General features: G+C 69.6%; 12 protein-coding genes. 7 read left to right on the plus strand and 5 right to left on the minus strand.

The annotated features are described in order from the left end of the window. Positions 1–53: 53 nt before the first annotated feature. Positions 54–494 (plus strand): nuclear transport factor 2 family protein, encoded by a 441-nt coding sequence (locus EV647_RS33080; RefSeq protein ID WP_134009975.1) that lies wholly within the window; start codon positions 54–56, stop codon positions 492–494. Here EV647_RS33080 and EV647_RS33085 read toward each other — a convergent pair. Both EV647_RS33085 and EV647_RS33090 read right to left on the minus strand, forming a co-directional pair. Beyond that, entirely contained in the window at positions 484–1260 is a 777-nt protein-coding gene (locus EV647_RS33085; protein WP_166680484.1) for a serine/threonine-protein kinase, read from the minus strand. The genes EV647_RS33080 and EV647_RS33085 overlap by 11 nt on opposite strands. Before the next feature lie 159 nt (positions 1261–1419). Continuing rightward, complete coding sequence (locus EV647_RS33090; protein WP_134009979.1) at positions 1420–3096, minus strand: ABC transporter ATP-binding protein; 1677 nt, start codon at positions 3094–3096, stop codon at positions 1420–1422. A gap of 105 nt (positions 3097–3201) precedes the next feature. Between EV647_RS33090 and EV647_RS33095 the strand changes: the two genes are divergently transcribed. Genes EV647_RS33095 through EV647_RS33105 form a run of 3 tightly spaced genes read left to right on the plus strand, consistent with a single transcriptional unit; the run spans position 3202 to position 5694 of the window. Continuing rightward, positions 3202–4545 (plus strand): sensor histidine kinase, encoded by a 1344-nt coding sequence (locus EV647_RS33095; RefSeq protein ID WP_134009981.1) that lies wholly within the window; start codon positions 3202–3204, stop codon positions 4543–4545. Between the two features lie 14 nt (positions 4546–4559). Next, entirely contained in the window at positions 4560–5186 is a 627-nt protein-coding gene (locus tag EV647_RS33100; protein ID WP_134009983.1) for a response regulator transcription factor, read from the plus strand. A 55-nt stretch (positions 5187–5241) separates the two neighbouring features. Further along, entirely contained in the window at positions 5242–5694 is a 453-nt protein-coding gene (locus EV647_RS33105; protein ID WP_134009985.1) for a hypothetical protein, read from the plus strand. Positions 5695–5706: 12 nt separating this feature from the next. Here EV647_RS33105 and EV647_RS33110 read toward each other — a convergent pair whose 3' ends face one another. Next, positions 5707–6330 (minus strand): class I SAM-dependent methyltransferase, encoded by a 624-nt coding sequence (locus EV647_RS33110; RefSeq protein ID WP_134009987.1) that lies wholly within the window; start codon positions 6328–6330, stop codon positions 5707–5709. An 80-nt stretch (positions 6331–6410) separates the two neighbouring features. Between EV647_RS33110 and EV647_RS33115 the strand changes: the two genes are divergently transcribed. Genes EV647_RS33115 through EV647_RS33125 form a run of 3 tightly spaced genes read left to right on the plus strand, consistent with a single transcriptional unit; the run spans position 6411 to position 9087 of the window. Beyond that, positions 6411–6755, plus strand: a complete 345-nt coding sequence (locus EV647_RS33115; RefSeq protein ID WP_134009989.1) for a YciI family protein — start codon at positions 6411–6413, stop codon at positions 6753–6755. After that, a complete protein-coding gene (locus EV647_RS33120; protein WP_134009991.1) occupies positions 6752–7942 on the plus strand; it encodes an RNA polymerase sigma factor in 1191 nt (396 codons plus the stop codon). The genes EV647_RS33115 and EV647_RS33120 overlap by 4 nt, the downstream gene beginning before the upstream one ends. A gap of 17 nt (positions 7943–7959) precedes the next feature. After that, the gene (locus tag EV647_RS33125) at positions 7960–9087 is read left to right on the plus strand and encodes an acyltransferase (RefSeq protein WP_134009993.1); all 1128 of its coding nucleotides are present in this window, start codon (positions 7960–7962) and stop codon (positions 9085–9087) included. On the opposite strand, the gene lexA is transcribed toward EV647_RS33125, so the two are convergent. Together lexA and EV647_RS33135 are read right to left on the minus strand one after the other, a co-directional pair. Beyond that, the gene (gene lexA, locus EV647_RS33130; protein WP_134009995.1) at positions 9084–9737 is read right to left on the minus strand and encodes a transcriptional repressor LexA; all 654 of its coding nucleotides are present in this window, start codon (positions 9735–9737) and stop codon (positions 9084–9086) included. The two genes, EV647_RS33125 and lexA, sit on opposite strands and share 4 nt — an antisense overlap. 112 nt (positions 9738–9849) lie before the next feature. Next, positions 9850–12636, minus strand: coding sequence for a tetratricopeptide repeat protein (locus EV647_RS33135; protein WP_134009997.1), 2787 nt, complete (start codon positions 12634–12636; stop codon positions 9850–9852). Between the last annotated feature and the right edge of the window lie 40 nt (positions 12637–12676).

Raw genomic sequence — 12676 nt, forward strand, 5'->3', positions numbered from 1 at the left:
CCCGGCGAACTGTGAGGTCTGACAGTTCACGGCGGCATCTCGTCGTACCGGTCATGACTACACAGAACGCTGTATCCGAAGTCGAGATCCGCGAACGTGTCGACGTCCTGCTGGCGGCGATCCGCAGCGGCGACCTGGACGCGGTCAGGACCATCTTCGCCCCGGGCCTCGTCTCCTTCGACATCGAGCCCCCGCTGCGGCACCTCGGGGCGGAGAAGAAGTGGGCGAACTGGGAGCGCGTCTTCGAAGTCTTCGAGTTGCCGCTCGAGTACGAGGTCCGCGACCTGACCGTTCTCGTCGACGGAGAGCTCGCCGTCGTCTACGCCGTCAACCACATGAACGCCGCACTGCGCGGCGCGGGCAAGATCGACTACTGGCTGCGCTGGACGGCCGCCTGGCAGAAGATCGACGGGCAGTGGCTCATCGTCCACGACCAGGTCTCCGTCCCCACGAACTTCCAGGACCGCACCGCGGCGATGGATCTCATGCCCTGAGCCAGGCCGGCCACGGGCGCAGCTCGCCGGCCGCCTCCGCCAGCGCGGTCAACGCCTGCTCAACGGTGGGATTGGGCATGAGCAGGAACCGCAGGCTGTCAGGCAGCTCACCGCAGGCTTCGGCCAGCGTCTGGCCGAGGCTGTAGAGGTCCATCGCGGCGGACACCGGCTCGCAGGCCTCTTGCGCCGGTGACGCGTAGCCGAGCGTACCGACCGGGTGACCGGCCGGCTGTGCGCTCCCGATGGCCCTGGCACTGCCGTAGTCGATCAGGACTGGTCGACCGTCGCGCAGGACGATGTTGTCCGGTTTCACGTCGAGATGAGCGAGACCACGCGCGTGCAGTGCCATCAGAGCCGGAAGCAGCTGAGATCCCAGGAGAGCGGTCTCCTCGACGCTCAGAACGCCGTTCTCCTCCAGTTCGTCGCCCAGCGTCGGGCCGTCGACGTACTCGACGAGAACATAGGGAATCGCGGCGTCCGTGCCGTCGCCCAGCAGCCTCGGGACGGCCGGGTGAGAGTTGCCGGACAGCGCGGCGGTCTCACGGCGCAGGGACTTGACCGCGCGGGGGTGCTGGATCTGGTGAGGGCGAGCGGCCTTGAGGACGGCCGGTGCCCAGAGTGCGACCGACCAGACCAGCCAGGTCTCGCAACGATGGCCGACGCCGAGGCGTTCGACGGCGAACGTTCCGCCAGGCAGTTCGCAGCGCTCGGCCCAGTCCCAGACGGGCAGTCCGTCCTCGGTGTCTGTCTCTATGTCGGCTAACACGATTCTCTCCAGCAAGATCGAAGCCTGCCGCCGGGAGGCCGCCCGGCGGCAGGCTGGTGGGTCAGCCGCGCGAGCGGCTGCGGGAACGGCTGCGGCTGCGCGAACGGGACCGGCTCCGGGACCGTCCGTGGTGCATGACAGGCTTGATACGCATCGGATTCACCTCCTTCCAGCGAGTTGGTGGTCGAGGGTGACGACCCGGTCGGCGATCGCCGCCAGGTCGCGATCATGGGTGACCATCAGCACCGTGCGGTGTGCGGTCGTGGTCCGGATGGCCTCGATCACCGCGGCCGCGGAGACCGGGTCGAGCGAGGCGGTGGGCTCGTCGAGCAGGACCATCGGCGCCGGCGAGACGGCGGCCCGGGCGAGCGCCACCCGGCGGCGCTGACCGCCCGACAGCCGTACGCCGCTTTCGCCGAGCGGGGTGTCGTAGCCGAACGGCAGCCGGCCGGCGAACTCGTCCACCAGGGCGGCCCGCGCGGCCGCGACCACGCCGGCCCGGGTGGCGTTCTGGTTGCCAAAGGCAATGTTCTGGGCGATCGTCGCGTCCAGCAGCCACGGGTCCTGCGGGACGAAGGCGAGCCGGTCCCGCAGACTGCGCTGGTCGCAGTCGCGGATGTCGACTCCGTCGAGCAGGATGCGTCCGGCATCGACGTCGTACAGGCGCAGCAGCAGGTGGAGTGCGGTGCTCTTGCCGATGCCACTCGGGCCGAGCAGACAGACGGTCTCGCCGGCGGTGATGTCGAGGTCGAACCGGTCGAGCACGGGGCGCCCGGGTTCGTAGCCGAAGGTCACGCGCTCGAACCGGATGCCGGAGCGCAGCCTCGGTGCCGGCCGGGCGTCAGGGCGATCCTCGACCGCCTCGTCGCAGTCGAGCACCTCGCGGACCCGAACGGCGCTGGCGCCGGCCTTGGCGAGTACGACGGACAGCCGGGTCAGGCCGCGGACGGGGGAGTAGAGGTCCCGGAGGTACGCCAGGATGACGAGAAGCTGGCCGACGGTCAGGGCCCCGGCCAGGACGTGCCGTCCGCCGACGACCAGGACCAGGGCCGCCCCGATCGCCAGGACGATGTCGGCCATCGGGGTCCAGCGCGCATCCACGTCGACGGCGCGCAACTCGACGTCGAGGACGGCGCGGTTCCGGCTGCCGAAGATCGCGGCGGCCCGGTCGATCCGGCCGAACGCCTGGACGGCGCGAACGTTCCGGAGCAGGTCGGTCGTTGCCCCGGCCAACCGTCCGGCCTCCGCACGGGCGTCCCGCTGTGCGGCGCGGATCCGTCGGCGCTGCCGGACCGCGAGGACGCCGAGCACCGGTGCGACGGTGAGTCCGACCAGTGCGAGCTCGGGGTCGAACGCGATCAGCAGGGCGAGTACGCCGATCAGCATCACCGCGTCGGGAAGCAACGACGTGGTCACCGCGACAACCGCGTCGAGGAGCCGGCCGACGTCCGTGGTGAGCCGCGAGACCAGCTCGCCACTCCGCATCCGGTCGTGCCACCTCAGCGACCGCGTCATCGTGCGCTGGAACATCGTCGCCCGCAGCGCGGCACCGATCCGCTCAGCCGCGCCTTCGACGGTCCGCAGGCTCGCCATGTCGAGCACACCGATGACGGCGGACAGCACGACGCTGCCCGTGCCGGCGAGGACCAGTACGGCAACGGGTGCGCCGGCTGCCGGCGCAGGACCGAAAGCATGGTCGACAGCGAGCGCCAGCGGCCACGGGCGGAGCAGCACCGCGCCGACCCGCAGTACGACGAGGCCTGCCGCGGCGGCGAGCGAAGGCAGCTCGACTCGTGCGGCGGGCCCGGCGACTGCGAGCGACATCGGAAGCTTCATGCCGACCACGCTCTCCGCAGGCTGGTCGGCTTCGGTAGTGCACCTTGGTACTAGGACCGTTGTCGGGCTGCCGTGCCGCGGTGGGCGCACCCTACGATCCCTGACATGGGGAGACTCCGACGCGCGGACCGCGGCCAGCTGACCGAGCGCACCAGACAGCACGGCTCCACGGTCGGGTTGCTGGTGCGCTTCACAGCAGCCGGTGTGATCGTGCTGCTCTCGCTGGCCGCGCTGATCGCCTTCGTGGCGCGGCAGGCCGGCGTCGAGCAAGCGACCGAGTCGGCCCGGCAGGTCACCTACGTGACAGCGCGGGGTGTTGTTGAACCGCGACTGGACGCTGCGGTGGTGGACGGGGAGCCCGCAGCGCTGCGATCGTTCGACGCGGCGATGCGGAAGTACGTGTTGCAAGGGTCCCTGGTCCGGGTGAAGTTGTGGAACGCCGACGGCCGGATCGTGTACTCGGACGAGCCGCGACTGATCGGTCGGCAGTTCCCTCTCGGACCCGAGGAGCAGGAAGCGCTGCGGCGGCAGGGCAGCAGTGAGTCCGAAGTGAGTGACCTGAGCCGGCCGGAGAACCAGTTCGAGATCCCGTACGAGAAGTTGCTCGAGGTGTACGTCGGGGTGCGGGGGACCAATGGTGAGCCGATGCTGTTCGAGGCGTACTTCGAGTATCAGGCGGTCACCGCGGCGGGACAGGCCGCGTGGAAGCGGTTCGCGCCGCCGTCGTTGGGGGCGTTGCTGGTGCTGGAGTTGGTGCAGATTCCGTTCGCGTGGTCGCTGGCCCGGAGGGTGCAGCGGCAGCAGCAGGACCGGGAGCGATTGCTCCAGCACGCCGTCGACGCCTCGGACGCCGAGCGCCGGCGCATCGCGGGGGAGTTGCACGACGGCGTCGTGCAGGAGCTGACCGGGTTGAACTATGCGTTCGATGCGATGCGGCTCGGTCACCCGACCGACGACCAGCGGGCGGAGTTGATCGCGGACGGCGCCGGGCGGCTGCGGGCGAGTATCGGATCGCTGCGGTCGTTGCTGGTCGACATCTATCCGCCGAACCTCGCCGAGGAGGGGCTGGCGTCGGCGCTGGCCGAGCTGGCAGCCGGACTGGAGCGGGCAGGGGTCGAGGTTCGGCTCGAGACCGACGGCGCGGAGGAGCTGCCACCGGCTGTTGCGGCGCTGTTGTTCCGGACCGCGCAGGAAGTGGTGCGGAACGTCGCTGCGCACAGCGGAGCCGCCGAGGTGCTCATCAAGGCCGGTCGCGTCGACGGGCGTGCGGTGCTGATCGTCGACGACGACGGGCGCGGATTCGACGAGTCGCGGCTCGGAGAGCGCAGTAGCGACGGGCACCTCGGGCTACGCTCGATCGGCGACCTGCTGGCCGAGTCGGGCGGCACACTGACTGTCCGGGCCGCGCCCGGCCAGGGGACACGGGTGGAAGCCGAAGTGCCGGTGTGACAGGGGGAGAGCGGATGATCCGGGTGTTGATTGCCGACGACCATGCGATCGTCCGGACCGGCTTGTCCCAGTTGCTGGGTACGGCGGACGACATCGAGCTGGTCGGGGCCGCCGGGGACGGTGCCGAGGCGGCGACGATGGCGGCCGAGTTGCGGCCGGACGTCGTACTGATGGATCTGTCGATGCCGGGGACCGACGGGATCGCGGCGACCGAGCGGATCGTCGCGGCGGCTCCTGAGGTGCATGTGCTGGTGTTGACGTCGTTCAGCGATCAGACGCGGATCCTGGACGCGCTGCAGGCCGGGGCCGAGGGGTACCTGCTGAAGCACAGCGAACCCGAAGTGATCCTGGCCGGGATCCGGGAGATCGTGTCCGGTGGCTCGCCGCTGGATCCGAAGGCGGCCCGGGTGCTGCTGACGAACCGGCGCTCGCCCGGGCCTGAGACGAAGCTGACCGACCGGGAACAGGAGGTGCTCGCCATGGTCGGCGCGGGCCTGCCGAACAAGACGATCGCCCGTCGGCTGGGGATCAGCGAGCGGACCGTCAAGGCGCACCTCACGAACGTGTACCAGCGCCTGGGCGTCACGGACCGCACGCAGGCTGCCCTGTGGGCCCAGCGTCAACGCCGCGACGACGACTAGGTACTAGTACCAAGGTCCGATGGTGCCGGGACGCCGGTTGCGACACGATCGAGTCATGAACGGCCACCCGGAAGACGCCGACGACGTACGCCGACGGCCTGTGGTCCTGCACGCCGGTCAGTCCGAGGCGACGGCGCCCCGTCGTACCCGGCGCTACCTCGCGTGGGCGGGCACCGGACTGCTCGGAGTGGTTGCGGCGGGAGGCCTGGTGGCCGGTGGTACGGCGGTGTGGTCCGCGTTCGACCCTGGGACACCGGGCCGGTCTCCGGCGCCGCTGTGGTTCCCACCGCCGGAGACGATCACGCCGCAGAGCGAGAAGGTCACCCCGACCCCCGACGACCACGGCGGCGACCGCACGCGCACGCCGAGCCCAACCGCCACCACGGAGCCCGGTGACGACAAGGGCGGCGACCGCACCGGGTCGGGCAAGTCCAGCACGACCAGCGGGTCGACGTCCGGCAAGCACGGCTCCGGAAAGTCCTCGGACGACGGCCCCAACCACCACTGACTTCAGGTGTCTTCAGGGCCGGCGGGCGGTGCCGAGGATGTGTGGGCTGGCCGGGGTTACCTGGCCGGGTGGGAACGCGAACTGTTCGACTTCCTCGATCACGAAGCCGGCCGCGGTGATCGCCTCCGCGGTGTCCCGGTGCACGTGACAACCACCCACGAACAGCGGCCACAGAGTCGCGTCCGCGACCCGCTGAACCGTCTCCAGTCGCCCGCCGTCCGCGGCCACATGCTCGTAGAACCTGAGTTCGCCGCCCGGCCGCAGGACCCGCCGTGCTTCGGCGAGTGCGGTCTGCTGATCCGGGACCGAGCAGAGAACGAGCGACATGACGACGACATCTGCCGATGCGTCTGCAGCGGGCACGTGGTCCGCCGTACCGTCGACGACCTCGACCGGAACAGGTGCCGTCGCGGCCTGACGCGTGGCCTGGGCTCGGAGATAGGGCTCAGGCTCGACGGCGAGGACGCTGACCACATCGGCGGGGTAGTGGGCGAAGTTGCCGCCGTCACCCGCACCGACCTCGACCACCCGGCCTTGCGCTCCGGCGAGCAGCCGGCGCCGATGATCGGCCGCGCCCTGCTCGTCCATGGCGGGCCGAACCCGCGTGTAGATCCGGGCGAACAACGGACGTCTCATGCACCCACCATCGCAGATTGTCGGATCGCGGCACGGGCCGATCGTCTCCTGAGCGAGACTGTCCTCAAGGAGGTATACGGGTGAAGTACGTGCTGATGTTCATCGAGACCGAAGAGTTCGCGACCGAGTTCGCGGCCCTGGCGCCGGCCGAGAAGGAGGAGGCGTACCGGCGGGTGTACCAGTGGTTCGACGACCACGCGGACAAGATCACCAACCGGGGGAGCAAGTTGCAAGGCCGGGAGACCGCGACGACGGTCCGGCTGGACAGCGGGCAGCTGACCACCGACGGGCCGTTCATCGAGGGCAAGGAGGTCGTGTCCGGGTTCACCGAGATCGACGTCGAGGATCTCGACGAGGCGCTGCGGATGGTGAAGACCTGGCCGGCCTGCCCGGTGATCGAGATCCGGCCGGTCGCCGAGATGTGAGTACCGAAGACGAATTGGCCCGCGTGGTGCGTGACCACGCGGGGCGGTTGGCCGGGGCGTTGGTGTCGCTGCTCGGGGACTTCTCCGCCGCCGAGGACCTGGTCCAGGACGCCGTCGAGATCGCGCTGAAGCGCTGGCCGGTCGAAGGTATTCCGGAGCGACCGGACGCGTGGCTGTTCACGGTCGCGAAGCGCCGCGGTCTCGACGTACTGCGTCGGCAGCAGAACTACCGCGCGAAACTCGCGCTCCTGCAACCGTCGGAGCAGCCGCCGGCGGATGACCGGCTGCGCTTGATCTTCACCTGCTGCCACCCGGCGTTGGCACGCGAGGCTCAGGTGGCGCTGACGCTCCGGGTGGTGTGTGGTCTGACGACCGCCCAGATCGCGGCCGCGTTCCTGGCATCCGAGTCCGCCGTCGCGCAGCGGATCACGCGCGCGAAGCGCAAGATCACCGACGCCGGCATCCCGTACCGGATCCCGCGCGACGACGAGCTCCCCGACCGCCTCAACGAAGTACTGACGGTCATCTACCTGCTCTTCAACGAGGGCTACCTGTCGAGTACGGCGGAACGCTCTCACTCGCGCGATCTCGTCGACGACGCCGAATGGCTGACCGCGCTGCTCCACGGCCTCCTGCCCAACGAACCCGAGGTAGTCGGCCTGCTCGCCCTGATCAGACTGCATCGAGCCCGTACGGCGGCCCGCTTCACGCCGGCCGGCGACCTCATCCTCCTCGAGGACCAGGACCGTACGTCGTGGGACCACGCGGCGATCGCCGACGCAACCGCTCTCCTCATGCGCACCGCCCGCAGGCACCGCGCACCCGGCCCGTACCAGCTGCAGGCCGCGATCGCCGCCTGTCACAGCGAGGCACCCACCTGGGCCGAGACGGACTGGCCGCAGATCCTCGTCCTCTACGACATGCTCCTGACGCTGCAGCCGACACCCGTCGCCGGTCTGCACCGAGCCATCGCGCTGTCCTACGTTCGCGGACCTGCAGCCGCCCTCGCAGAGCTCGACGGAATGACCGCCGGCCTCCAGCAGTACTCCCTGTTCCACGCAACCCGCGCACAGCTCCTCCGCGACCTCGGCCGCACTGCCGAGGCCCATGACGCCGACGAGCGTGCCGCCGAGTTGACCGCCAATCCGGCACAGCTCGGGTTGCTCAAGGAGCGCCTGGCCCGCTGAGCCACCATCCTTGCTCCATGGGTGCGGAGGGGCGGGGCGAACGGTTGTGGTTTCTCGACTGGTTGCGTGTGATCGCGGTGTTCGGGGTTTTCGTGTTCCACACCCTGCGGCCGTTCGACGACGGCGACTGGCATGTGAAGAACGCGCAGACGAGCGAGGGGATCTCGGTCGCGATCGCGTTCCTGGGGTTGTGGGGGCTGGCGTTCTTCTTCATGATCTCCGGCTCCGCCGCGTGGCTGGCGCTGCGGTGGCGGAGCGCGCTCGAGTTCCTCCGAGAGCGCTCTTTGCGGTTGCTCGTCCCGTTCGTCGTCGCGTACGTGCTGCTCTCACCGCTGCAGTACTTCATCGAGGAGCATCACAAGGGCCGGTCGACGTCCTCGTTCCTCGGCGATGCGGGGACGTTCTTCAGCGATCTGGCCGGCGATGCGCCGCTGTGGTTACGCGACACGTACCACCTGTGGTTCCTGATCTATCTGATCCAGTTCGCCGTACTCGGACTGCCGGTGTTCCTGTTGCTGCGCGGTAAGACCGACTGGATTGCGCGACGGTGTCAGCGGCGCGGGTCGATCCTGTTGCTCGCCGTACCACTCGTGCCGATTCACCTGGTGCTGCTCGCTGCGCCCGGTCCGGAGCATGGGTGGGGCGAGTTCGTGTTCTTCTTCGACTTCTTCGTCGTCGGGTATCTGGTGATGTCGGACGAGAGACTCCTGGCCGCAGTACGACGGGACGCCGTACCAGGGCTGATTCTCGGCATCGGTGCGTTCGTGCTCGGTGTCGTCACCGGCATCATCGACTTCCTCGACGGCTGGTGGCCGAGCCCGGGCTACTCCTGGCCGTACGCCTGGTACTCGCCGCTCATCACCCTCGCCGTCTGGGGATGGCTGGTCGCCGTCCTAGGTCTCGGCCTCCGCGCCCCCGCCCTCCAACGGCCACTACCCCCGCGCCTGGCCCGAGCCGCCATGCCCTACTTCATCATCCACCAGCCGGTGATCCTCGCAATCGCCTACTTCATCGTCACCTGGCACACCAACCTCTGGCTCAAGTACGCCGTACTCCTACCCACGACCTTCGCCATTTCCGCCCTCCTAGCCTGGCTTCTGTCATCCACCCCCGTGATCAACCAGTTGTTCGGCGTGAAGCGTTAGACGCTGCGGAGGACCGAGACGACTACGCCGAGGATGGTGGCGTTGTCGCCGTCGATGACTTCGTAGGCGGGGTTGCGGGGTTCCAGGTAGACGTGGTTGTTGCGGCGGCGGTAGACCTTGACCGTTGCCTCGTCGTCGAGCATCGCGGCGACGATCTGGCCGGAGTGGGCTTCGGACTGCTGGCGGACGACGACGATGTCGCCGTCGCAGATCGCGGCGTCGATCATCGACTCGCCGCGGACGCGCAGGCCGAAGACGGTGCCGCGGCCGGTCAGTCCGCGGGGGAGTTGGAGTACGTCGTCCACGTGCTCGATCGCGGAGATCGGCGTACCGGCCGCGATGTCGCCGACCACCGGCACCGGCACGTTGTCGTCGCTCGTCGCCCCGGCAGCCGGCTCCTGGAGGAACATCCGGACGTCGATCGGCCGCGAGACCGACGGGCTCCGGCGGAGGAACCCCTTCTCCTCGAGGCTGGCCAGGTGCTTGGACACCGACGACGAGGAACGCAACCCGACCGCGTCGCCGATCTGCCGGCTGCTCGGCGCATACCCGTGCCGCGTCACCCAGTCCCGGATCACCACCAGAATCCGTTGCTGCCGCTCCGGAAGCGCCCCGGTGTCGAGGTCGCCGAACAGGTCGAGATCAGTCACCGCGGAAGTTTAGATCGCCCCCGCCCGGCCAGCGCACACCGACTCGCGAGGAGCCGTGCGTCGGTCCATCACCCGAAGAGCAAGCGTGCGATCGAATCGCTGTGCGCGCCCGTCAGTCCTGACTCAGGAGGGCGACGAGCTGCTCACGGTCGAGGTCCTCGGATCGTGGGGCGTGGATGCGGTCGCAGATGATCAGCGCCTCTTGCCACGCGGCCTTGGCCTCGGCGATCCGGCCGACCGCGCGGTACGTGTGCCCGAGATTCGTCAGTACGACGGCCTCGCCCCAGGGGAACCCGAGGTCGCGGTGCAGGCGCACGGACTCCAGGTGGCAGCTGAGCGCTTCGTCGTACCGCCCGCGGGAGCGCTCGATGCCGGCGAGCGTGTCGAGGACGGAGCCCTCACCTCGGTGGCTCTGGATGGTGCGGTAGTAGCGGATCGCCTCCCCGGCGGCCTCGGCCGCTTCGTCGAGACGGCCGGCTGCGTGGTACATCGCGGCCATGTTCCCGAGCGTGTTCGCCTGTCCGCGTTCGTCTCCGAGCCGCCGCTTGATCGCGAGCGCCTGGTGCGCGAGGTCGATCGCCTGGTCCGTCCGGCCGAGCATGTCGTGCGACACCGACAGGTTGCCCAGGCCCCGGGATGCCTGGAGGTCGAGGCCCGCTGCGCGGAAGATCTCCACCGACCGTTCGAAGTGGACGATCGCGCGTTCGCAGTCGTCGCGCTGATCCATGTAGCGCAGCCCGAGCGTGTTGTTGATGAAGGCCTCGGGCAAGGGATCGTCGAGCCGGGTGCAGCTGTCCTGGGCGAGCAGGAGGAGTTCGGTGAGCAGGTCCAGGTCGCGGCCGCTGAGATCGCCTTCGCACGACTCGACGAGTTCGTAGGTGTGCCGGTCGTGGCCGGTGGCATGGGCGAGCCGGATCACCGCGGCGAGCGTCTGCCGCTCGTCGTTGTACCACTGGACGGCTGCCGCGGCGTCCGGGAACTGCTGCGGAGTGATGCCGGCTGCTGGTGGAGGGAGCTTGCGGTCGGATCCACGGTCGTCGCGCAGCAACCGTGCGTTGTAGCCGGTGTGCGTGTACCAGCTGAACAGCCGCTCCAGCGCCTCGGCGCGGTCCGGACGCAGCCGGCCCAGTTCGGCGGCGTGTGCGCGGACCAGGTCATGCATCTCGAAGCGACCGTTGCCGAGATCCTCCACCAGGTGCAGGTCGGCGAGCCGGGCGAGCAGGCGACGGGTGTCCGTAACTGTTGCCCCAAGCAACGCAGCGACGGCCGGTACGGCGAAGTCGCTGACCGGGAGCAGACCGAGGTGCTCGTACAACCGCGCCGTGGCGCCCTGCAACGCCCGGTGCGACCACGAGAAGATCGCGCGCAGATCGGTTGCCTCGTCACCACCGTCGAACGTGTCGAGGACCGACTGTTCCGCGTGCAGCTGCGCGAGCAGTTCGGCGACCTGTTGCGGCGTCCGTCCGGTGGCGTGCTCCGCGATGATCGCGAGTGCGAGCGGCAGGTGCCGGCAGCTCCGGGCGAGTTCGCTGACATGGTCCGTCTGGGTGTCGGGCGCGATCGATCGGATCAGCCGCTCGGACTCGACGGGTGGGAGCTCGCCGAGTGTGATGCGATGGGCGCCGTCGCGGACGACGAGGCTGCGCAGCCGGTCCCGGCTGGTGGCGATCACCAGGCAGCCTCGGGCGGGCAGCAGTGGGCGGATCTGCTCGGCATCGCGCGCGTTGTCCAGCAGGAGGAGCATGCGCCGGCCGTGCAGGGTGCTGCGGAGCAACGCGGACTGGGCTGCTTCGTCGCTCGGGATCCGTTCGGCACGCAGGCCGAGACCGCCGAGCAGCAGCCGGAGCGCCGCGGTCGTCGGCATGGCGTCGCCCGGACCGAATCCTCGAAGGTTGAGGTACAGGTCGCCGTCAGGGAACAGGTGCCGCACCCGGTGCGCCCACCTGATGGCCAGACTCGTCTTCCCCGCGCCGCCGATGCCGCAGATCGCCGCGATCACGGTCGCCGGATCCTTCTCGTCGGGCGCAGGCAGCAGTTCGTTGAGCTCCTTCAGCTCGTCCTCGCGGCCGGTGACCCTGCTGTTCTCGGCGGGGAGTTGCCGGGGTACGACGACGGGCGGGTCCGTGGCGGGTCCGGAGTCCGGTGTTGAGTCGGGTTGGGCGTCCGCGGCGAGCAGTTCGGCGTACAGAGCGCGGAGCTCGGCACCCGGATCGACTCCGAGTTCGTCGGCGATCAGACGGCGTACGTCGTCGTAGCAGGCGAGCGCCTCCGCGTGGCGGCCGGTGAGGTCGAGCAGCCGGATCAGGCGCTCCCACAACGGTTCGCGGAGCGGGTACTGCGCGGTGAGGTCGCGGACCTCGACGAGCAGCGGCTCGAGGACACCGCCGGCGATGTCCAGGTCGATCCGCCGCTCCCGGGCCGCGAGATAGCGCTCTACCAGACCGGGGAGGGCGGCCGTGGTGAACCAGTCGGCCGTCAGGTCGGAGAACGGCGTGCCGGTCCACAGATCGAGCGCCGCCGCGGTCGCCTTGCGTTCATCGGCCGGCACGGGGAGTCGGTGTGCGCGCTCGAGTTCGTCGGTGAAGCGGAGTACGTCGATGTTCTCGCGGGGGAGCGTGAGCGCGTAGGCCTCGGGATGCGCGCGGATGACCTCGGGGCCGAGCAGGGTGCGAAGCCGGGAGACGCAGGTCTGTACGGTCGGGCGCAGACGGTCCGGCGGCTGCTCGCTCCAGACCCGGTGTCCGATCGCCTCGATCGGCACTGGTTCACCTGTCGACAGCGCGAGCACCCCGAGCAGATCCCGCAACCGCGGCGCCGAGACGCGGGCCTCGGTCCCGTCCACGAAGACTCCGAACGGACCGAGGAGCCTGACCTCGACCTGCCTCGCACCGCCACCCATTCAGCCTCCCACCGCCGCGTCAACCCTAGCGATGAAAGAG

Origin of the sequence: Kribbella sp. VKM Ac-2566 (assembly GCF_004366005.1) — a bacterium.
Taxonomy (GTDB): Bacteria; Actinomycetota; Actinomycetes; order Propionibacteriales; family Kribbellaceae; genus Kribbella; species Kribbella pratensis.